Source organism: Stutzerimonas sp. S1, assembly GCF_025966695.1.
In the GTDB taxonomy this organism is placed as follows: domain Bacteria; phylum Pseudomonadota; class Gammaproteobacteria; order Pseudomonadales; family Pseudomonadaceae; genus Stutzerimonas.
Genome location: NZ_JAOEIY010000006.1, coordinates 49,492 through 69,848 on the forward strand (window position 1 = coordinate 49,492; position 20,357 = coordinate 69,848).

The 20,357-nt window shown below is 65.9% G+C and carries 23 protein-coding genes; 5 read left to right on the forward strand and 18 right to left on the reverse strand.

Annotated elements, in window-relative coordinates:
* Positions 1-37 precede the first annotated feature (37 nt).
* Together N8H22_RS13825 and N8H22_RS13830 are read right to left on the reverse strand one after the other, a co-directional pair.
* Positions 38-1,939 carry an ATP-binding protein gene (locus N8H22_RS13825; protein WP_264591086.1) on the reverse strand — a complete coding sequence of 634 codons (1,902 nt, stop codon included), beginning with the start codon at positions 1,937-1,939 and terminating at the stop codon, positions 38-40.
* A gap of 93 nt (positions 1,940-2,032) precedes the next feature.
* Positions 2,033-3,265: a TIGR03862 family flavoprotein gene (locus N8H22_RS13830; RefSeq protein ID WP_264591087.1), complete on the reverse strand. Its 1,233-nt coding sequence runs from the start codon at positions 3,263-3,265 to the stop codon at positions 2,033-2,035.
* A gap of 166 nt (positions 3,266-3,431) precedes the next feature.
* On the opposite strand from N8H22_RS13830, the gene bfr reads away from it, so the two are divergent.
* The gene (bfr, locus tag N8H22_RS13835) at positions 3,432-3,896 is read left to right on the forward strand and encodes a bacterioferritin (RefSeq protein WP_264591088.1); all 465 of its coding nucleotides are present in this window, start codon (positions 3,432-3,434) and stop codon (positions 3,894-3,896) included.
* Between the two features lie 43 nt (positions 3,897-3,939).
* On the opposite strand, the gene cueR is transcribed toward bfr, so the two are convergent.
* Both cueR and N8H22_RS13845 read right to left on the reverse strand, forming a co-directional pair.
* Positions 3,940-4,344 carry a Cu(I)-responsive transcriptional regulator gene (gene cueR, locus N8H22_RS13840; protein WP_264591089.1) on the reverse strand — a complete coding sequence of 135 codons (405 nt, stop codon included), beginning with the start codon at positions 4,342-4,344 and terminating at the stop codon, positions 3,940-3,942.
* Between the two features lie 23 nt (positions 4,345-4,367).
* Entirely contained in the window at positions 4,368-6,743 is a 2,376-nt protein-coding gene (locus N8H22_RS13845; RefSeq protein ID WP_264591090.1) for a heavy metal translocating P-type ATPase, read from the reverse strand.
* Between the two features lie 144 nt (positions 6,744-6,887).
* Here N8H22_RS13845 and N8H22_RS13850 point away from each other — a divergent pair, with 144 nt between their 5' ends.
* Positions 6,888-7,079, forward strand: coding sequence for a cation transporter (locus N8H22_RS13850; RefSeq protein ID WP_264591091.1), 192 nt, complete (start codon positions 6,888-6,890; stop codon positions 7,077-7,079).
* Between the two features lie 28 nt (positions 7,080-7,107).
* Here N8H22_RS13850 and N8H22_RS13855 read toward each other — a convergent pair whose 3' ends face one another.
* Entirely contained in the window at positions 7,108-7,743 is a 636-nt protein-coding gene (locus tag N8H22_RS13855; RefSeq protein WP_264591092.1) for a TetR family transcriptional regulator, read from the reverse strand.
* A gap of 204 nt (positions 7,744-7,947) precedes the next feature.
* Here N8H22_RS13855 and N8H22_RS13860 point away from each other — a divergent pair, with 204 nt between their 5' ends.
* A complete protein-coding gene (locus N8H22_RS13860) occupies positions 7,948-9,120 on the forward strand; it encodes a multidrug effflux MFS transporter (RefSeq protein WP_264591093.1) in 1,173 nt (390 codons plus the stop codon).
* 18 nt (positions 9,121-9,138) lie between these two features.
* On the opposite strand, the gene N8H22_RS13865 is transcribed toward N8H22_RS13860, so the two are convergent.
* From N8H22_RS13865 to N8H22_RS13875, 3 genes are all read right to left on the reverse strand, one after another.
* The gene (locus N8H22_RS13865; protein ID WP_264591094.1) at positions 9,139-9,303 is read right to left on the reverse strand and encodes a hypothetical protein; all 165 of its coding nucleotides are present in this window, start codon (positions 9,301-9,303) and stop codon (positions 9,139-9,141) included.
* 108 nt (positions 9,304-9,411) lie between these two features.
* Positions 9,412-10,362, reverse strand: coding sequence for an adenosine deaminase (locus N8H22_RS13870; RefSeq protein WP_264591450.1), 951 nt, complete (start codon positions 10,360-10,362; stop codon positions 9,412-9,414).
* A 463-nt stretch (positions 10,363-10,825) separates the two neighbouring features.
* Positions 10,826-11,416, reverse strand: a complete 591-nt coding sequence (locus tag N8H22_RS13875) for a YigZ family protein (RefSeq protein WP_264591451.1) — start codon at positions 11,414-11,416, stop codon at positions 10,826-10,828.
* A gap of 206 nt (positions 11,417-11,622) precedes the next feature.
* Here N8H22_RS13875 and N8H22_RS13880 point away from each other — a divergent pair, with 206 nt between their 5' ends.
* The gene (locus N8H22_RS13880; RefSeq protein ID WP_264591095.1) at positions 11,623-11,952 is read left to right on the forward strand and encodes a four-helix bundle copper-binding protein; all 330 of its coding nucleotides are present in this window, start codon (positions 11,623-11,625) and stop codon (positions 11,950-11,952) included.
* A 44-nt stretch (positions 11,953-11,996) separates the two neighbouring features.
* Here N8H22_RS13880 and N8H22_RS13885 read toward each other — a convergent pair whose 3' ends face one another.
* From N8H22_RS13885 to rutA, 9 genes are all read right to left on the reverse strand, one after another.
* Entirely contained in the window at positions 11,997-12,641 is a 645-nt protein-coding gene (locus N8H22_RS13885; RefSeq protein WP_264591096.1) for a DUF1826 domain-containing protein, read from the reverse strand.
* Positions 12,641-13,843, reverse strand: a complete 1,203-nt coding sequence (zigA, locus tag N8H22_RS13890; RefSeq protein WP_264591097.1) for a zinc metallochaperone GTPase ZigA — start codon at positions 13,841-13,843, stop codon at positions 12,641-12,643. The genes N8H22_RS13885 and zigA overlap by 1 nt, the downstream gene beginning before the upstream one ends.
* Before the next feature lie 9 nt (positions 13,844-13,852).
* Entirely contained in the window at positions 13,853-14,257 is a 405-nt protein-coding gene (dksA, locus tag N8H22_RS13895; protein ID WP_264591098.1) for an RNA polymerase-binding protein DksA, read from the reverse strand.
* Positions 14,258-14,430: 173 nt separating this feature from the next.
* Entirely contained in the window at positions 14,431-14,958 is a 528-nt protein-coding gene (rutF, locus tag N8H22_RS13900; protein WP_264591099.1) for an NADH-dependent FMN reductase RutF, read from the reverse strand.
* 13 nt (positions 14,959-14,971) lie between these two features.
* Positions 14,972-15,562: a malonic semialdehyde reductase gene (locus N8H22_RS13905; protein ID WP_264591100.1), complete on the reverse strand. Its 591-nt coding sequence runs from the start codon at positions 15,560-15,562 to the stop codon at positions 14,972-14,974.
* A 10-nt stretch (positions 15,563-15,572) separates the two neighbouring features.
* Positions 15,573-16,370: a pyrimidine utilization protein D gene (gene rutD / locus N8H22_RS13910; RefSeq protein ID WP_264591101.1), complete on the reverse strand. Its 798-nt coding sequence runs from the start codon at positions 16,368-16,370 to the stop codon at positions 15,573-15,575.
* Positions 16,371-16,435: 65 nt separating this feature from the next.
* Entirely contained in the window at positions 16,436-16,822 is a 387-nt protein-coding gene (gene rutC / locus N8H22_RS13915) for a pyrimidine utilization protein C (RefSeq protein WP_264591102.1), read from the reverse strand.
* Positions 16,823-16,898: 76 nt separating this feature from the next.
* Positions 16,899-17,645, reverse strand: coding sequence for a pyrimidine utilization protein B (rutB, locus tag N8H22_RS13920; protein WP_264591103.1), 747 nt, complete (start codon positions 17,643-17,645; stop codon positions 16,899-16,901).
* Positions 17,645-18,727, reverse strand: a complete 1,083-nt coding sequence (gene rutA, locus N8H22_RS13925; protein WP_264591104.1) for a pyrimidine utilization protein A — start codon at positions 18,725-18,727, stop codon at positions 17,645-17,647. Before rutA ends, rutB begins: the two co-directional genes overlap by 1 nt.
* Positions 18,728-19,088: 361 nt before the next feature.
* On the opposite strand from rutA, the gene rutR reads away from it, so the two are divergent.
* Complete coding sequence (gene rutR, locus N8H22_RS13930) at positions 19,089-19,721, forward strand: HTH-type transcriptional regulator RutR (RefSeq protein WP_264591105.1); 633 nt, start codon at positions 19,089-19,091, stop codon at positions 19,719-19,721.
* 120 nt (positions 19,722-19,841) lie between these two features.
* Here the strand turns inward: rutR and N8H22_RS13935 are convergent, their stop codons facing one another.
* Entirely contained in the window at positions 19,842-20,300 is a 459-nt protein-coding gene (locus N8H22_RS13935; RefSeq protein ID WP_264591452.1) for a hypothetical protein, read from the reverse strand.
* Between the last annotated feature and the right edge of the window lie 57 nt (positions 20,301-20,357).

Consider the following 20,357-nt stretch of genomic DNA (forward strand, 5'->3'; position numbering starts at 1 on the left):
TTTTCCACCGCAGGGCCGCAGTCCGTGCCGACGCACCTCAGCCGCGCATGAACGACAGGTGGATGTCGCTTCCGTAGCGACGGATGATCTCGCCCTTGGCCGCATGGAAGGCGGCGACGTCATCCGCCTGGCCCGACTTGCCGAGTTTCCAGCGCGCCAGTTCCTCGGCAATCACGTCCATGAACAGCTCGGCCAGCAGCAAGCGGGCGGAGTCGCGGAAGTTGCCGTGGCCGTCGACGTATAGCTGCACGGTGGGCGCGGCAGTGTTGATCAGAATCTTGCGCTCCGTCGGGCTGTACACGGCCCGGTCCATGTCCTCGCCCAGATAGCGGAACTCGTAGCCGGTGAACATGGCTTCGCCATGATCGCGAGCGGGGCGGTGTCTGCTCGCAGGGTGCCGGTCGTGCTGGCGATGATGGGTCTGTGTCGAGGCGTGTTCGGCGATCACGATCTCGCACCAGGCCAGATAGCTGCCGGCGCGCACGACGATTTCGCCGTGATCGGCAGCCGACAGCCCACTGAGCGTCCATTGCAGATATGGCTCGTCACGCACGCTCTGCAACGCGACGGCAGCCGGTGGCGGGTCGATGCTCAGCCCCTCGCTGAGCGAGGCGTCCACCTGCAAGATCGTGTCCGGTGGGAGTTGCTGAGGATCGAGCAGCAAGCGGATGTGGAATGGATGATCCGGCGGGCGGTGGTAGAACGGCGTGCTGAAGCGCAGCGCCGCGGCGGACTCGTCACCGTTGGCCGAAGCAGCCACTGCCGCGATTGCCGGCGGAACGATGCCGAAGTCATGGATCGCCGCCTGGTTCATGCGCTGCAGCAGGTGGTCGATCATGTGCGCGGTGCGCCCCGACGTGGTGGCGCGCTCCAGGTGCTTGAGCTTTTCCTGCTCGGCCATCACGAAGGGCGCGATCAGCTGGCTGACGGCCCTGGAGAGGCCGGCTACCAGCGGCGTTTTCGGATTCAAACCGGCGCGTTCGTCGCTGATCACCGCTACGCCCTGGCCGAGCTGTTCGATCAATGCCGGACAGCGCAGCGTACCGAACAGGTATTCGGTGCCGACCTGGTTCTCGTAGTCGAACAGCTGGCAATCCAGCACCGCAGTGCCCGACAGCACCAGCAGACCGCTGGTGCGTTCGTCGCCGCGCGGCACCAGTTGCGCGTCCAGCGCACGCTTGAGCGTCAGGCTGAAGGGGAAGGTCTGCCCGTCGCAGTGGAACTCGCCCGGCTGGTCGGGGCCGAGCAGCAGCAGTGAGGGCGGCTCGTCGAAACGAATCCGCCCGCTGCGCTCGATCTCTACGCCATCGCGCAGTTGCGCAAGCTCCACGTGCCGACGGTTCAGCACATCGCGCAGGTAGATGTTGTTGGCCAGCGAGTCGATCAGGGCGTTGAACTGGGAGATGCTGACCTGGCTGCTTTCGATGATGATGGCCACGCGGGTGCCATTGCCGGCGATGCCGAGGCGTTCGCGGTCGCGCTCGGTCACGGCGCGGTCCTGGCCGCCATCGTCGTAGAGGTAGCCGCCATTCTCGGCGCGGAACAGTTCGATCCGCGACAGACGCCCGTCATGGATGGTTTCCAGCCAGCCATAACCGAGGCCGAAGATCGCCTGCTTGAGGCCGCGGCCGAAGTAACCACGCCCGCCGCCGGTGCCCTTGGCCAGCGGGCTGTGGGCGCCGCCGTAGCTGAGAATGAAACAGGCAGTGGCGAACGGCATGCCCTGAGCCTGGTCGGTGACCGCCAGCAAGGCGCCGCGCCGGTGGCGTTCGTACTGGATGAGGATTTGCCCGCTAACCGCAATGCCGGCCTCTTCCAGCCGGGCATAGCTGTCATCGCTGTTGGTGATCAGCTCGACCAGTGCCTTCTCGATCGAGGCGAAGCGCCTGGAGTCGATGTCGATGACGCGTTGATCCACTGGAATTGCATTGATGGCCATCGAGGTTCTCTCATCTGAGTTCGTCCCGGCGCGCCGCATGCGGTGCGCTCATTGACTTGAAGCTAGCAGCGCAACGCCGGCAAGGCGAGGTGGCTAGTGGTCGCGTAGCCAGCGCAGCATGCCGTCGGCGGCCGCCCGCCCGCTGGCGAAGCAGGCCGTCAACAGGTAGCCGCCAGTGGGCGCTTCCCAGTCGAGCATCTCGCCGGCGCAGAACACGCCGGGCAACTGGCGCAGCATCAGCTGCGCATCCAGTTCCTCGAACGGCACGCCGCCGGCGCTGCTGATGGCCTCGTCCAGCGGGCGCGCGCGGACGAGGCGAATGGGCAGGGCCTTGATGGCCGCGGCCAGCGCCGACGCGTCCTGAAAGGTCGCGGCATCGGTCAGCTCGCGCAATAGCGCCGCCTTGACGCCATCGAGCTTCAGCTGGCGATGCAGATGCTTGGCCATCGACTGCGAGCCGCGCGGCCTGGCGAGCGCCTCGGCGATCTGCTGCTCTGAGCGATCGGGCAGCAGGTCGAGCAGTACGGTGGCGTCACCCTGCCGATTGATCCGTTCGCGAATTTCCGCGGAGAGCGCGTAGACCAGACTGCCCTCGATGCCGCCGGCGGTGAGGACGAATTCGCCCTTGCGCGGCGGGGCGCCCGGCAGGGCGAGACTGACGGTCTTCAGCGGCGCACCGGCGAACTTTTCCCTGAGATGATCACTCCAGCCGGGCACCTCGAAACCGCAGTTGGCCGGTTGCAGCGCGGCGATAGTGATGCCACGGGCCTGCAGCAGCGGCACCCAGGCGCCGTCGGAGCCCAGCCGTGCCCAGCTGCCGCCGCCAAGGGCGAGCAGGGTAGCGTCCGCGTCGAGCAGGCGCTCGCCATCCGGGCCGGCGATGCGCAGCTGGCCGCTTTCGCTCCAGCCCAGCCAGCGATGGCGCGTATGGATGTGCACGCCGCTGTCGCGCAGGCGCCTGAGCCAGGCGCGCAGCAGCGGCGCGGCCTTCATATCGGTGGGGAATACGCGGCCGGAGCTGCCGACGAAGGTGTCGATGCCCAGCCCGTGAATCCACTGGCGCAAGGCTGCCGGCGGGAAGGCCCGCAGCAGCGGGCGCAGTGCGTCGGCGCGCTCTCGATAGCGGCCGACGAAGGGCTCGAAATCTTCGGCATGGGTGATGTTCATGCCGCCGACTCCGGCCAGCAGGAACTTGCGTCCCACCGAAGGCATCGCATCGTAAAGATCGACGGCGATGCCGGCCTGGCTCAGCACTTCGGCCGCCATCAGGCCGGCGGGGCCGCCGCCGATGATGGCGACACGGGAGGAGGAAGCGGAAGGCATCATGGCGTCGGTCCGACAGGCGTCACGGGGCTGGCATTGTAGCGGCTCGGGCCGGCCCTGGCGCGTGGCTGCCGGGCGGGCGTTTCGCAGGCGGCGCCGGCGAGCTTGACCGTTACCCGTTCTGCGTCGATCCTTGCGCGGATCCAAGGGCATCGAGTCGGAGAGACCCATGAAAGGCCAGACACCGGTAGTCGAGTATCTGAAGGAGCTGCTGCGTGGCGAGCTGGCAGCGCGCGACCAGTACTTCCTGCATTCGCGCATGTATGCCGACTGGGGCTTCAGCAAGCTCTACGAGCGCATCAATCACGAGATGGAAGAGGAAACCCAGCACGCCGACGCCCTGCTGCAACGCATCCTGTTCCTCGAAGGCACGCCGGACATGACGCCGGAAGCCATCCACCCGGGCCACACGGTACCGGAGATGCTGCGTAGTGATCTGGCGCTGGAATACAAGGTCCGCGCGGCTCTGGCCAAAGGTATCGCGCTGGCTGAACAGCACGGCGACTATCCGACTCGCGACGTGCTGGCCGCCCAGCTCAAGGACACCGAGGAAGATCACGCCTACTGGCTGGAGCAGCAGCTCGGCCTGATCGACCGCATCGGCCTGCAGAACTACCTGCAGTCGCAGGCCTGACGACTGCATGATCGAGGCCGGCTGAGCGAACGGCCGTCCACGCTCAGCGCTTGCAGCAGCCGCCGGACTCCAGGTCGCGCAGGATCGGGCAGTCCGGCCGCTCGTCACCGGCGCAATGCTCGACCAGCTCCTGCAGGGTGTCGCGCAGGCCGGCGAGTTCGGCGATCTTGCGGTTGAGCTCGACGATATGCTCCGCCGCCAGCGCCTTCACGTCGGCGCTGGCACGCTGCCGGTCCTGCCAGAGCGTGAGCAGCTTGGCGACTTCCTCCAGTGAGAAACCCAGATCGCGCGCGCGCTTGATGAATGCCAGCCGGTGCAGGTCCTCGCTGCCGTAGCGGCGATAGCCATTGGCGCTGCGTCCGGCTGGCGCGACCAGACCGATGGATTCGTAGTAGCGGATCATTTTCGCCGACAGACCGCTTTGCAAAGCTGCTTGGCCGATATTCATGCTGCCTCCGTGTGCTCGTCGTCTCAGGGCTTCCAGCGCTTGAGCAGCAGCGCGTTGCTCACCACGCTGACGCTGGACAGCGCCATCGCCGCACCGGCCACCACCGGGCTGAGAAAGCCCAGCGCTGCCAGCGGTATGCCCACCAGGTTGTAGATGAAGGCCCAGAACAGATTCTGCTGGATCTTGCGGTAAGTGCGCCGGCTGATCTCCAGCGCCGCCGGTACCAGGCGTGGGTCGCCGCGCATCAGGGTGATGCCGGCCGCGTGCATGGCCACGTCGGTGCCGCCGCCCATGGCGATGCCGACATCCGCCGCAGCCAGCGCCGGGGCATCGTTGATGCCATCGCCCACCATCGCCACCACGGCGCCACCTTTCTTCAGCTCGGCCACGGTGGCGGCCTTGTCGGCCGGCAGCACCTCGGCATGGACGCTGGCGATCTGCAGGGCTTCGGCCACCACCCGCGCGCTGCCACGATTGTCGCCGGTGATCAGGTGGCAGTGGATATGTCGGGCATTGAGTGTGGCAACCGCCTGGGCGGCGCCGTCCTTGAGGCTGTCGCCGAAGGCGAACAGGCCGAGGATGCGTGGTTCAGGGGCGACCTCCACCAGCCAGGACAGGGTCCGACCTTGCGCTTCCCAGGCCTGTGCGGTGACGGCCAGTTCGCCTGGCTGCAGGCCGTGGTCGTCGAGCATGCGCCGGTTGCCCAGTGCCAGCTGCCGACCGTCCAGGTTTCCGGCGATGCCGCGACCGCTCAGCGCCTGACTCCTCTCGACGTCCGACAGCTCGATCCCGAGCGCCGCACAGCGCTCCAGCACGGCATGCGCCAGCGGATGTTCACTGCCGCGTTGCAGGGCCCCGGCCCGGCGCAGCAGCGCGGCTTCGTCGCCATCGACCGCGTGCAGGTGAATGATCTGCGGCTTACCGGAGGTCAGCGTGCCGGTCTTGTCGAAGGCCACCGCGGTGACCGCATGGGCGACTTCCAATGCTTCGGCGTCCTTGATCAGGATGCCGTGGCGCGCCGCCACGCCGGTGCCGGCCATGATCGCCGCCGGCGTGGCCAGGCCGAGGGCGCAGGGGCAGGCGATGACCAGCACGGCCACGGCATTGATCAGGGCGGTTTCCAGCGGCGCGCCGGCGAGCAGCCAGCCGATCAGGGTGAGTACCGCGATCAGCAGCACGGCGGGGACGAACACCTGGCTGACCTTGTCCACGAGTTTCTGGATCGGTGCCTTGGCCGCCTGGGCGTCTTCCACCAGGCGGATGATCCTGGCCAGTACGGTTTCGCCGCCAATCGCAGTGGTGCGCACCAGCAGGCGCCCCTCGCCATTGATCGCGCCGCCGGTGATGCGGTCGCCAGCTTGCTTGGCCACCGGCAGACTCTCGCCGCTGATCAGCGCCTCATCGGCCTGGCTTTCGCCTTCTAGCACCTCACCGTCCACCGGGAAGCGTTCGCCCGGTTTGACCAGCACGATGTCGTCCAGGCGCAGCGCGGCGAGCGCCACGTCTTCCTCGCGGCCGTCGACGATGCGCGTGGCGCGTTCCGGGCGCAGCGCTTCGAGCGCGCGGATCGCGGCGCTGGTCTGGCGCTTGGCACGGCTCTCCAGGTATTTGCCGAGCAGTACCAGCGCGATCACCACTGCCGAGGCCTCGAAATACAGGTGCGGCATCTGCCCGGCCGGCGTCGCCCACCATTGGTAGAGGCTCAGGCCGTAGCCGGCGCTGGTGCCCAGGGCGACCAGCAGGTCCATGTTGCCGGCACCGGCGCGTACCGCCTTCCAGCCGGCGACGTAGAAGCGCGCGCCGAGGACGAACTGCACCGGGGTGGCGAGCAGGAACTGCATCCAGGCCGGCAGCATCCAGTGCTGGCCGAACAGCTCGGCGAACATCGGGATCACCAGTGGCCCCGCCAGCAGTAGCGCGATCAGCACGGCCCAGCGTTCACGCTGCAGTCGCCGTTCGGCGTTGTCTCCGGCAGGTTGTGCGGCAGTGACCGCGCGGGCGTGATACCCGGCGGCTTCGACTGCCTGGATCAGCACGGCCGGCTCCAGCGTGCCGAGCACTTCGACCCGCGCGCGCTCGCTGGCCAGATTGACTGCCGCGCTGCGCACACCGGGCACCTTGAGCAAGGCGCGCTCGACACGGCCGACGCAGCTGGCGCAGGTCATGCCCTCGATGGTCAGTTCCACGCTCTGCAGCGGCACGCCGTAGCCGGCAGTTTCCACCGCCTGAACCAGTGCCGACAGCTCGGCACCCTCCGTGTCGATGCGCACCTGCTCGTTGGCGAGATTCACTGCCGCCGTGGTGACGCCAGGCACCTTGAGCAGCGCGCGCTCGACGCGGCCGGCGCAGCTGGCGCAGGTCATGCCGCTGACGGGCAGGGTGTAGCTGGCATTGGACATGGCAGGGCTCCCGGATGATTTCGTCACAGGATCAACCTTAACCCTGCGGGAAGGTCAAGCCTATGACCTGTGACAGTTGCGCCGTTGACCTTGCCAGGGGGGCCGGGATGAGAATCGGCTCTTCCACCTGACCAGGAGTCAACGATGCAAGTATTCAATGTGACAGGAATGACCTGCGGTCATTGCGAACGCGCGGTGATTCAGGCGATCCACGCGCTTGACCCAGCGGCCACGGTGCGCGTGGATCTGGCGAGCGGAGCTGTGCAGGTCGACAGCAGCCTGGACGCGGCGGCGATTCGCCAGGCGATCGAAGCAGAGGGTTACACGGTGCACTGAGTAGCGGGGCGCGGCGCCGCCGGACGGGTCAGGCGACGCTTTCCGGCCAGTCGCGCACCAGTCCGCGAAACAGCGGATCGATCAGTGCGCCCGCCTCTGTGATCGGATCGAACAGTGCGTTGTCGCGCGTGTAGTCGGTGAACAGGCCGACCACCAGGGCATGCAGCGACAGCGCCGCCAGGCGTGGCGTCACGCCCGGGCGTAGGCACGCGGCAGCGCCTTCGAGCAGTTTCTCGCAGAGGTCGATGAACTGGTTGATGAAGGCATGGTGGCGCTCCTCGGCGTCGCGCAGCTCATCGGTGAATTCGCAGCGGTGCAGGAGAATGGTGAAGATGCGCCGCTTCTGTTCGTGCAGCGCCAGCGCGGTGATCGCCTCGATGGTAAGGTCGCGCAGGATACGCAAGGTATCCAGCGGGGCGCGCTGATCGCAGCTGCACAGGCGTTCGGTCATCTGCTCGGGCGGCAGACGCACCTGATCGAGCATCTCGTGGAACAGATGGGCCTTGTTCTGGAAATGCCAGTACACCGCCCCACGCGTCACCCCGGCGTCTCGGGCGATCTGGTCGAGGCTGGTATGGGCCACCCCTTTGTCGAGAAACAGACGCTCGGCAGAAGTCAGGATGGCGGTGCGGGTCTTCTCCGCATCTTCTTTGGTTCGGCGCATGGGCTCGGGCTCCGGGCTGCTCGCGGCGGCGTCAGGAGGTGAATCGGCGAAAGCGGTGGAGGTTACCGGTCCGGGGGATCGCCATGAATGTTTACAAACGGGCGTGTATGTAACAGCATCTTGCACTCCTGTAAACGTCCGAGGTCCGACAGCAAGACGGGCCGTCGCCGTGGGCCTCGCGTTTTCTCTGCCTGTGAGCCAGCAATGCCTCTGCGGATTCTCCTGATACTGGGCGCGCTCAGCGCTTTCGGCCCTCTGGCCATCGACATGTATCTGCCGGCCTTCCCGGCATTGGCCTCGGCGTTTGCCACCGATGTCGAGCGAGTCCAGTTGTCGCTGGCCGCCTATTTCGTCGGGTTGTCCATCGGGCAACTGGTCTACGGGCCGCTGGCGGACCGCTATGGACGGCGCAAGCCTCTGTTGCTTGGCGTCGTGCTGTTCACCCTGGCATCGCTGGCGTGCTCCTTCGCACCTTCGATGGAATGGTTGATCGGCGCACGTTTCGTTCAGGCGCTGGGCGGCTGCGCGGGCATGGTGATATCCCGCGCCGTGGTGCGCGATCTGTGCGATCCGATGACCAGCGCCAAGGTGTTCTCTCAGTTGATGCTGGTGATGGGGCTGGCGCCGATCCTTGCGCCGGCGGCCGGCGGCGCGCTGCTGGTGGCATTTGGCTGGTCGGCAATCTTCGTGGCGCTGATGCTGTTCGGGGCGGGCTGTCTGCTGGCGGTCGCGCTATGGCTGCCGGAAACCCTGCCGGTCGGACATGCGCCGGCGCCCGTACGTGGTGCGCTGGGGCAATATCGGCGGCTTTTCGGCGACCGTTTCTTCCTCGGTCACACCCTTACCGGTGCGCTATGCATGGGCGGAATGTTCGCCTATATCGCCGGCTCGCCATTCGTCTTCATTGAGCTCTACGACGTGCCGACCGAACGCTACGGCTGGCTGTTCGGCACCAACGCCGCAGGTTTCATCCTTATGGCGCAGGTCAATGTGCGGCTGATGCGCTGGCGTGGCCCGGAGTTCTGGGTGCGGCGCTGGGTGTGGTTCTATTTCGCCAGTGGCGCTGCGCTGCTGGCGGTCGCGGCGGCCAAACCGAACGAATTGTGGCCGCTGCTGATTCCGCTGTTCTGTTCGGTAGCCTGCCTGGGGTGCTTGCTGCCCAATGCCACCGCCTGCGCCATGGCCGATCAGCGCGCGCACGCCGGCAGTGCTTCGGCGCTGCTCGGCAGTCTGCAGTTCGCCATCGCCGCGGCGGCGGCTGCGGCCGTGGGCGCTTTGCACAATGGCACGGCGGTGCCGATGGCAGCGGTCATCAGCCTGTGTGGACTGCTGGCCGCCAGCGTCGCCTGGGCCACCGCGCGGGCGCGGACCAACTGAGGCAGGAGTGGAAGGCTTTCAGCCCGTTGCCGGCAGCGGATGCGGCGCTGCCAGCCGGCGTCGCAGCGTGCTGACGAAGGCTTTGGCCTCGGCTTCGCTGCGGAACGTGACGGGATGACGGTCCAGGCGTACCTGCCAGGCGCCGTCGGGCCGGGGCGAGAGCGGACGGACGAGAATGTTCATGGCGAATCACCTCGTGAAGAAGGAAAGCTCACTCTAGTCCCTCCACCAGGCCGCCGCGCCGGGCGTGTTGTCGCACGGCCACGGCTGCCGGTGGGCAGCTGGCAACGATCAGTAGGCCAGGCGTGCGTCCAGACTGTTCTGCGCCAGCCGTCGGGCCTGCTCCTCAGTCATGCCCAGGCTGTCATGTAGCGCCATGAAGTTCTCGGTCACATAGCCGCCGAAGTAGGCCGGATCGTCCGAGTTGACGGTGACCTTCACACCCTGCTCCAGCAGATCGAGGATGTTGTGCTGGCGCATGTCGCTGAACACCTTGAGCTTGGTGTTGGACAGCGGGCAGACGGTCAGCGGGATCTGTTCCTCGATCAGGCGGGCGATCAGTTTCGGATCCTCGGCGGCACGCACGCCATGGTCGATACGGCTGACCTTGAGCAGGTCCAGCGCTTGCCAGATGTATTCGGGCGGGCCTTCCTCACCGGCGTGGGCGACGGTCAGCAAGCCTTCGGCGCGAGCCTTGTCGAACACCCGCTGGAACTTGCTCGGCGGATGGCCGACCTCGGAGCTGTCCAGGCCGACGGCGAAGAAGGCGTTGCGATAGGGCAGCGCCTGCTCGAGGGTCTTGAAAGCTTCCTCTTCCGGCAGGTGACGCAGGAAGCTGAGGATCAGCCCACTGCTGATGCCCAGCAGTTCACGGCCGTCGGCCAGCGCCGCGCTGATTCCGTTGAGCACCGCCTCGAACGGAACGCCGCGATCGGTGTGCGTCTGCGGGTCGAAGAACGGCTCGGTGTGCACCACGTCCTGCTCCTCGCACTTCTGCAGGTAGGCCCAGGTCAGGTCATAGAAGTCCTGCTCGGTGCGCAGCACGTCGGCGCCGCGATAGTAGAGGTCGAGAAATTCCTGAAGGTTGTTGAAGGCATAGGCCTGACGCAGGGTGTCTACATCCTTCCACGGCAGGGCGATCTTGTTGCGCTCGGCGAGGCGGAACATCAGTTCAGGCTCCAGCGAGCCCTCCAGATGCAGGTGGAGTTCGGCCTTGGGCAGATTGTTGAGCCATTCGTACATAGCGAAATTCTCGTCGTCCGGGTGTGTAGGCATTCTATCGACGGGATCGAGCAACCGATATGCCAGGAGACGGCAGTTTGTTCGGCGAGCAGGCTGGTATGACCGCCGGATGCCCAGACGATTGCTGATTGAATGAGTTGGTGATTATTTGATCAGCGATCTGTAGCCCAGCGGTGATGGGCGCCAGCGCAGTTGTTCCCATTGTTATCCACAAACTTCTCCACCCCATCCGGGCATAACTTTTCTTCGATTGGAAGAGGAGTGCTGGCAAAACGTCATTGCGCGACTACATAGTCAAAAACTACGTCGATTCAAGTGGTTAACGCACCATTGCGGGTCGCTCCGTGGTGCCTGTTCAAAAAATGTGCAGTGATTGCGGAGCCGCATGGCTGCGGCGTTGCAGCGTGGCATTCAGGGGTTATCCACAGTTGCTTCCACAGTAATTGTGGGCAAGCCGGCTGCGTCAATCGTCGAGGACTTGCAGCTGGCTGCGGCCCCGGCTGATATCGGCAAGCAGCTGCCCGAGCGGCTGCAGGTTGGCCGCCGGCAGGGCGATATCCAGGGTTGCGCCCTCGGCATCGAACTGCTCGCCTTCCAGCAGCGCCTCGAAATCGGCCAAGCGTGCCTTGACCAGAGCCAGCTCGGCGAAACGGCAATGACAGCGGCAACGCGAGCGTGACACCAGCTCGCTGCGCTCGCCCGCTTGCAGGCATTTGGCCGTGGTGCCGCCATAGGCGCGGGCCAAGCCACCGGTGCCGAGCTTGATGCCGCCGAACCAGCGGATCACCACCACCGCGACCCGGTCGAAGTCCTGCCCTTCGATGGCTGTGAGCATTGGTCTTCCCGCCGTACCGCCAGGCTCGCCATCGTCGCTGAAGCGGTACTGGGTGCCGATCTTCCAGGCCCAGCAGCTGTGCGTAGCGGTCGGATCGCTGACCGCCTGGACGAACGCCTGCGCTTCCTCCGGGCTTTGCACCGGTGCGGCCTTGGCCAGGAAGCGGCTTTTGCTGATGACTTCCAGCAGTTCGCAGGGCGCGGACAGGGTGAAGGGCATGGCTGTTACGGCGTCGGTGATGGGGGTGGCCATTGTAGCGGCGCCGCTGCGGCTGCGCTGCGTCGTTCTGCATGGCTCGTCCGGCGAACGGATTGAACTTCGATGGATCGTCCAACCCCTAGCTAGTAGGGCGCGGTTTGCGCGCACGGCCTGGAGAAGGCCCCGCCGTACCGCATTTCGCTGGCACATCAGATGGAGGAAATCCCATGCTCAATTCCACTTACCAGTCGTGCATCCAGGCTTGCTCCAACTGCGCACTGGTCTGCGAGACCTGCGCGGCATCCTGCTTGCGCGAGGACGATGTGAAGATGATGGCGCGCTGCATCGAGCTTGATCGTGACTGCGCCGACATGTGTGCAATCGCGACAGTGCTGATGACCCGCGACAGCCCCTATGCCAAAGCCGTCTGCAAGCTCTGCGCGCAGGTCTGTCGCGATTGCGCCGAAGAGTGCGGCAAGCACAAGCACGACCATTGCCAGGCCTGCGCCGAAGCCTGCCGCAAGTGTGCTGAAGTGTGCGAAAAAATGGCGGCCTGATCGGTCTCGTCGATCCGCAGGGCCGCAGCTGCGGCCCTTCTGCTTCAACCCAGCCAGTCCAGCGTCAGGATCAGCCGCCGCTCGGTGCTGGTCGCCTGCGGCGAGCGGTGAATGATCCCGGCGCCTTCGTTACCCAGCCATTTCTCCCCCTTGAGCAACGCCACGTCGCCAGCGTTGAGCCGCTGGATGACAGCCGGATCGGTCGGTTCGGCAGCCGGATCGCCCAGACGCCGACGCGGCATGCCACCCTCATGAAGCCATTCGCTACCGGCGCCGGCGTAGGTGGTGATCAGCCGCAGCGGTACATGATCGACGTGGAAGCGCGGGCACATGGGCTTGTCCAGCACGCGCAAGCGTAAGCCAATGCGCCGCGCATCGACCAGGCAGCTGAACGCCCGTACCAGCCAGGCCACGTCGGCGACGAAACCGGCATGCCCGGCAAGGTCCCGATAGGCTGCCGCCAGAGTTGGCAGCTGCAGCTCACCGTCGCCGGTCGGTTCCAGGGTCAGCGATTCGGCCAGCGGCTCGCCCAGTGCCAGAAGTGTCTCGGCGAATTCGGCAATATGCAGCGGCAGCTGGCGCTGCCATACGCTGAGGTTGACGCCGTCGTTCAGCGCTTCGCCGAGTGTCTCTGGAGTGTCGCCCAGCAGCTGCCGCGGCTGCGGGCGAGTCGCCGCCAGCGCCAGCATCAGGCGACCTGCTCGTGCCAGGGGCCGAACGGGTCCGGCAGGCGCAGCCAGCCGTCGATGCCCACGGCCCATTCGCTGTCGTTCAGCAGGCAGGTGTCCAGCTCGCGGCGCAGCCGGTCGAAGTCGATGTTCTGCCCGATGAACACCAGTTCCTGGCGGCAATCGCCGAACTCGCCGCGGGATTTACCGAGGATCGCCGTGCGGCTTTCGCGGTCACTCGGCCAGGCCGACTCCGGCGTGAAGTGCCACCAGCGCCCGGCGTAGTCGTAGCGCATCAACCCGCCCGCCTGGGACCAGCTGCCGGCTTCCTCGGGGCGGGTAGCGAGCCAGAAGAAGCCCTTGGAGCGCAGCAGGCGGCCGTTGCTCCACTCGCGGTTGAGGAAGTTGTAGAAACGCTGCGGATGGAACGGCCGGCGCGCCAGGTAGGCGGTGGAGGCGATCCCGTACTCCTCGGTCTCCGGTACATGTTCGCCGCGCATCTCCTTGAGCCAGCCCGGTGCTTGGGCGGCGCGTTCGAAATCGAAACGGCCGGTGTCGAGGATTCGCTCGAGCGGCACCTGGCCCATGTTCATCGGCAGGATCTCGGCGTGGGTGTTGAGGCGACCGAGGATGGCGGTCAACTCTTCGCGCTCGGCGGCGGAAATCAGGTCGATCTTGCTGATCAGGATGACGTCGGCAAACTCCACCTGTTCGATCAGTAGCTCGGTGACCGAGCGTTCGTCGTCCTCGCCAAGGGTTTCGCCGCGGTTGGCGAGGCTCTCGGCCTCGTGGAAGTCGCGCAGGAAGTTCACCCCGTCGACCACCGTAACCATGGTGTCCAGGCGTGCCAGATCGGCCAGGCTCTGGCCCTGCTCGTCGCGGAAAGTAAAGGTTTCGGCCACCGGCAGCGGTTCGGAGATGCCGGTGGACTCGATCAGCAGGTAATCGAAGCGGCCCTCGCGGGCGAGCTTGCCGACTTCCTCGAGCAGGTCTTCGCGCAGGGTGCAGCAGATGCAGCCATTGCTCATCTCCACCAGCTTCTCTTCGGCGCGATTGAGGCTGACGCCGCGCTGCACCTCGTTGCCGTCGATGTTGATCTCGCTCATGTCGTTGACGATCACCGCGACGCGGCGGCCATCGCGGTTTTTCAGGATGTGATTGAGCAGGGTGCTCTTGCCGGCGCCGAGGAAGCCGGACAGGACGGTAACAGGGAGGCGGTTCATGGCGGTCTCTCAGGCGGATCGTTGGTGTTTTTCGCGCTGTTCCTGGCGTTGCTTCGCCTCGATGGACAGCGTCGTGGTGGGGCGCAGCAGCAGGCGCTGCAGGCCGATGGGTTCGCCGGTTTCGGCGCACCAGCCGTATTCGCCGCGGGCGATGGCATCCAGCGCGGCGTCGATCTTGTCCAGCAGCTTTTTCTCTCGTTCCAGCACGCGCAGCTGCCAGTGGCGCTGTTCTTCGGCGCTGCCGATGTCGGCGGGATCGCTGCTGGGTTCAACTTCGCGCAAGGCGTCGAACTCTTCTGCGATGCGCGCCTGCAGCTCGGCACGCTGGCGCAGCAGCAGGTCGCGGAAGAAGGCCTGCTGGTCGGCGTTCATGTACGCCTCGGCGGGTTGCGCGAGTAGTTCGGCTTCGGTCATCGGGAGGTACGTGTCGGGAATAATGTAAGAGTTATAACATAACAATTGTGTTCGTGATGCAAGCGCTGTTTGCGTGTCGAGCGGCGCACCGGTAAGCGCGTTGTTCCGGAGGCAAGAAAAAGCCCGCGGCGCGCATCGCGCGGCGGGCTCGGGTGGTGATGGGGGCTGAGCGGTCAGACGGCGCCGGGCAGCCCGTGGTAGTTGCGGCCGAAGTACACCAGTGCGTCGCTGCTGTCGCGGCGGTACACGGCGAGCACCTCGCAGTAGAGGATGTCGTGGGTACCGACGCTGGCGCTGTGGCTGATGCGGCAGTCGAACGACACCGTGGCGCCGTCGAGCAGCGGCGAACCGGTCACGCCGGTGCTCCACTGCGCTGCGGCGAAGCGCTCGGCCATGGGCGTCTTGCCGCCGAACAGGTTGGACAAGTCCCGCTGTGCGCCGGCCAGGGTGTTCACGCAGAGCTGCCCGTTGGCGGTGACGATGGGATGTGCCGATGCGCTGCGGTTCAGGCACACCAGCAGCGTCGGTGGTTCGTCGGTGACGCTGCACACCGCGGTGGCGGTGAAGCCGGCACGGCCGCTGGAACCATCGGTGGTGATGATGTTGACCGCCGCTGCCAGACGCGCCATGGCATCACGATAATCCTCACGCATCACTGGAGCGCTGAATTGACTGGTGGTTTCGCATTGAGCCAGTTGCATGGTCGGTTCTCCATCAGGCGAGGACGCAGGCGCGGTCGAAGGGCAGGCGTGGCAGGCGGTCGCGCAGCTTGCTGGCGTCGCCGTAGCCGAGGTTGATCAGCAGGTTGGATTTCCAAGTGGTGCCAGCAAAAAAGGCCTCGTCCAGCGCCTTGCCGTCGAAGCCGGACATCGGTCCGCAATCGAGCCCCATGGCGCGGGCAGCGAGGATCAGATAACCGGCCTGCAGCGAGCTGTTGCGCAGTGCGTTCTCGGTGATCAGTGCCGGCTGCCCGGCGTACCAGCTGCGCGCGTCGGCGAAGGGAAACAGCTCCGGCAGGGTTTCCGGAAAGTCCTCGTCATAGGCGACGATCACCGTGACCGGCGCGGCCAGGGTCTTGTCCAGGTTGCCCTTGGACAGGCAGGGCGCCAGCTTCTGCTTGCCCTCGGCGCTGCGCACGAAGACGAAGCGCGCCGGGCAGCTGTTGACCGCGGTGGGGCCGAGGCGGACCTGCTCGTAGAGCTGCTCGAGCAGGGCATCCGGCACTGCTTTGTCGAGCCAGGCGCTGTGGGTGCGGGCCTCGCTGAACAGCGTCGCGAGGGAATTTGAGTCGATGGGGGCGTGCATGTTCGGGTCCTCAGGCTGCTGCGACCTGGCCGCATTGCTCGGCAAGATGGTCCAGCAGGATCTGGTTGAAGGGTTCGCTGTCGCTGACGCTGGACGCGTGGCCACCGTAGTTCAGCAGCGCCAGCTCGGCGTTGGGCAGTACGTCGGCCAGGTGCTGCGAGCGTTGCCAGGGCACCAGCATGTCGTCGCGGTTGGCGATCAGCAGGGTCGGGGTGGTGATGCGCGGCAGCTCGGCCTCGATATCGAAGGCCAGCAGTGCCTCGATACGTCGCACCAGATTCATCGTCGGCGGGAAATGCGCCAGTGCATGGGCGTCGTCGCGCGCCAGTCGCTCGCTGTTGGCCGCGATCCAGTCGGCCGGGTAGAGGAACAGCGACTGTGCCTGCACATAGGCGGCCGGGCCGCTGTCGTGCAGCAGTTTCAGGCGCACCGCGAAACAGCGCGCGCTGTGCGGGTTGGGGCTGCTCCAGGCGTTGATCGGCACCAGGCTCTGCAGCAGCTGCGGCCGCAGCAGGGCGATCTGCAAGCCGACCAGCCCGCCGAGCGCATGGCCGATGAAATGGCAGCGGCGGATGCCCAGGGTGTCCAGCAGCTCCAGCAGTTCGACTGCCATGGACTCGATGGAATAGCCCGCCGGCAGGTTCGCCGGGCTCCTGTTGGTCCCCAGCTGATCGTAGACCAGCACCCGGTAGTCCTGGGTCAGTGCCGGCAGCTGCGGCGTCCAGAAGGCAGCGGCGCCGCCGAGGCCGGAGCTGAGCACCAGAGTCGGTGCATCCGGCTCCATGCGGCCGTGAAGTTCGTAGTGCATGTCACTCCCTCCGTGCAGTCGATCAGCGGGCCGTCGGCGTGCCGGCTGACCCGCTCCGGCAGGCGCTATTGGCCGACGTGGGCGATGCTGGCGATCTCGATCAGCGCATCGGGCTTCACCAGCCCGCACTGGATGCAGTAGCGCGCCGGTTTCTCGCCGGGGAAGTACTCGGCATACACCTCGTTGACCTTGGCGTAGTTGGCCCAGTCGGTGAGCATGATCATGTTGAAGGTGACGTCATCCATCGTGCCGCCGGCGGCCTCGACGACGCCCTTGATGGTTTCCAGTACATGACGGGTCTGGGCGGCGGCGTCGCCGATGTGGACCACGTTGTTGTCCTTGTCGAAGGGCAGGGTGCCGGAGACGTAGAGCACGCCATCGGCGAGGGAACCGGGCACGTAGGGGGCGAGCGGTTTGCCGGTTCCGGCGGGGATGATCGATTGCTTGGGCATGTGGTTGATTCCTTGCAAGGCATTCAGGCGAACCCAACGGGCACCTCTGCGGGCGCCGCGGTCGGGCACTTGGGTATCAGCTGGCGACCGCCACCTCTGGCGCGATCGCGAAGCTCTGGCAGAAGGCGTCGACGCTGGAGACCCAGCCGAAGAACGTCTCGATGTTGTACAGCGCGGCCTGCTGGGCGAACTCCGGCCCGGCCTGGTGGGTGGCATCGGCCAGCACCACGCCGAAATACTCCAGATGGAAGCCATCACGCAGGGTCGATTCCACGCACACGTTGGTGGCGATGCCGGTGAACACCAGGTTGCGGATGCCGCGGGCGCGCAGGGTGCTGTCCAGTTGCGAATTGAAGAAACCGCTGTAGCGCGGCTTGGGCACCAGAATGTCGCCGGGCTGCGGCGCCAGTTCGTCCACCAGCGCGTAATCCCAGCCGCCCTTGGCCAGCAGGCTGCCGGCCAGTTCCGGACGCTTGCGCATGGTCTTCAGCGCATTGGACTTGTGCCAGTTCGGCGAACCCGGCCCGCCGGCCTCGACATAGCCTGCATCCCAACCGTTCTGCAGAAAGATCACCTGTATGCCGGCGGCGCGGGCCGCGCCCAGTGCCTGGCGGATCTTCGCGATCACCGGCTGGGTCGCCGAGACATCGAAACCGGCCAGGTCCAGGTAGCCGCCGCGGCTAGCGTAGGCGTTCTGCATGTCCACCACGATCAGCGCGGTTTCGCTGGCCTTCATCAGCAGCGGCTCGGGGCGCGCCGGCAGCTGCACGGGCTCGTCCGTTGCGCTCAGGCCGTAGCCCGAGACCTGTTCGACGGCGCTCATCAGGCCGACTCCTTCAGCGCGGTGACGTGCCGGCGGCTCTGCATCAGCGGCTGGATCTTCTGGCCGAAGGCTTCGACGCCCTCGAGGAAGTCGTCGAAGGTCAGCATCACACCTTGCATGCCGGGCACCGTGGCGATCTCATCGAGCATCCGCGCGACATTGGCGTAGGAGCCCACCAGCGTGCCCATGTTGATGTTCACCGCCGAAGTTGGGTCGGCCATCTGCCGGATGTTGCTGTCAGCGCCCTTGTCGGCGGCGCCCTGCTCGCCAAGCCAGGCGATGGCTTCCTCGTCGGCGCCGGCCTTGTAGTGCTCCCACTTGGCCCGGGCGGCTTCGTCGGTCTCGTCGGCGATCACCATGAACAGCACGCAGGAAGTGACGTGGCGGCCGGTCTTGGCGCAGGCCGCCTGCAGCCGTTCGGCGGCCGGGGCGAAGGCGGTCGGGGTGTTCACGCCCTTGCCGAAGCAGAAGTTGTAGTCGGCGTACTGCGCCGAGAAGGCCATGCCGGCATCGGATGAGCCGGCGCAGATGATCTTCATGTCCGCCTGGGGTTTCGGGCTGACGCGGCAGTCCTCCATCTGGAAGTGCTCGCCCTTGAAGTCGCTGCGGCCGGTGGCCCAGAGGTCGCGCAGCACTTGGGCGTACTCGCCGAGATACTGATAACGGGTGCCGAAGAACTCATCCCCCGGCCACAGGCCCATCTGGCTGTACTCCGGCTTTTGCCAGCCAGTGACGAGGTTCACGCCGAAGCGGCCGCCGGAGATCGAGTCGATGGTCGAAGCCATGCGTGCGACGATGGCCGGCGGCAGGGTCAGGGTGGCGGCGGTGGCGAATAGCTGGATCTTGCTGGTGACCGCGGCCAGGCCCGCCATCAGCGTGAAGGACTCCAGGTTGTGTTCCCAGAATTCGGTTTTGCCGCCGAAGCCGCGCAGCTTGATCATCGACAGCGCGAAGTCGAAGCCGTAGCCCTCGGCCTTCTGCACGATGGCCTTGTTCAGCTCGAAGCTCGGCATGTACTGCGGCGCATTCTCGGAGATGAGCCAGCCGTTGTTGCCGATCGGAATGAAAACACCAACATCCATGGGTAGCACCTCTGTACGCAATGGCTAGAAAGCGCTGCCCGAACGTGACGGGCAGGGTCGCAGGGGCATTAGCAGGATGCAGGCCAGAAAGTGATTTGGCTTTTGAATCAAAGAGATGAGTTATCTAGGTGGGGTGATGTGGACCATTTGGTCTGAATCGGAGCACCTGGTTTGTGCGTCGCGCACGAAGATCGTGCAGCCGCCGCTTGCCGCCTTCGTCGCTCGTGCGCCGCACGCTCGCCGCGCTACAGTAGCGCCTCGTTCGAGCCGATCCGGTAATCCCGTGACAGACCAACCCGTCGTTCCGCCACGCAGACGCCTCACCGCCAGCAAGACCCCCCGCGCAAAGGGTGCAGCCCGCGTGCCGAGCGCGAGCGCACAGGATCGGCGCCTGCGCATGATCGAAAGCAAGCGCGCCAGCATCCTCCAGGCCGCGCTCGAGCTGTTCTCCCGCTTCGGCCTGCACGGCACCAGCCTCGACCAGGTGGCGACCCAGGCGGACGTCTCCAAGACCAACCTGCTGTACTACTTCGGCAGCAAGGAAGAGCTGTACACCAACGTCCTGCGCCAGCTGCTGGAGGTCTGGTTGCAGCCGCTGCAGGCGTTCTCCGTCGAGCAGGACCCGGTCGAGGCGATCCGCGACTACCTGCGGGTCAAGCTCGAACTCTCCCGCGACCATCCCGCCGAATCGCGGCTGTTCTGCATGGAGATCATGCAGGGCGCGCCGTTGCTGCTGGGCGAGCTGCAGCAGCCGCTGCACGATCTGGTGGAGAACAAGGTCGCCGTGATCCAGGCCTGGATCGACGCCGGCAAGCTCGCCCCCATCGCGCCGCATCACCTGATCTTCTCGCTGTGGGCGACCACCCAGCACTACGCCGATTTTCGCGTGCAGGTCGAGGCGGTGGCGGGCAGGACGCTGGATGATCCGGCGTTCTTCGAGGAGACGCTCAAGAGTCTGCAGGCGCTGATACTGGACGGGGTCAGGCCACGCTGACGGGACGTTCATCTGCAAACGGGTGGAGGGGGGCAGGTTTGCTTCGGCTGGAAAACAAGCCTGCCTTTTCCGGGTGGTCAGCGAACGACACGCCTGCGCATCGTCATCCGGCAGCCTGGCTCAGGGTTTGATGTGCTGGTTGCCCATGGCGCAGAAGCTCTGCTCCTGCTTGCCGGCGGGCAGCGCGCGCAATTGCGTCATGCACTTGGCCTGGCTCGGTGTCCGAACCACGTTGAGCGTGGACGCCTCATCGACACTGATCAGATAGGGCTGGTTGTAGCGCGGGCCATCGTGCCAGCTGCTGAACTGCAGATCGCTGAAGGCGCAGCGATAGCGCATATGACCGGAGAACCCTTTGAAGCGGTCGCGGCGAAAGATGTGCCGATACCGTTGCCAGTCCCGCGTGCTCTGCCCCTCGCGCACCGCATCGAGGCAGCCCTCCAGGTCGGTGATCTGCGGTTCGTGAAGAAACACGCTCTGTGCCAGGCTGGAACCATCCAGCTGCACCGTCGCCACCAGGTAGACCCGCTGCTCGGCCGCCTGTGCCGATAGCGCCAGCAACATCCCCAGCGCCAACATCCCTGTCTTGATCAATCTGCAATGCTCCTGAACTCGGTTGGTCGATCCATCGAGGCG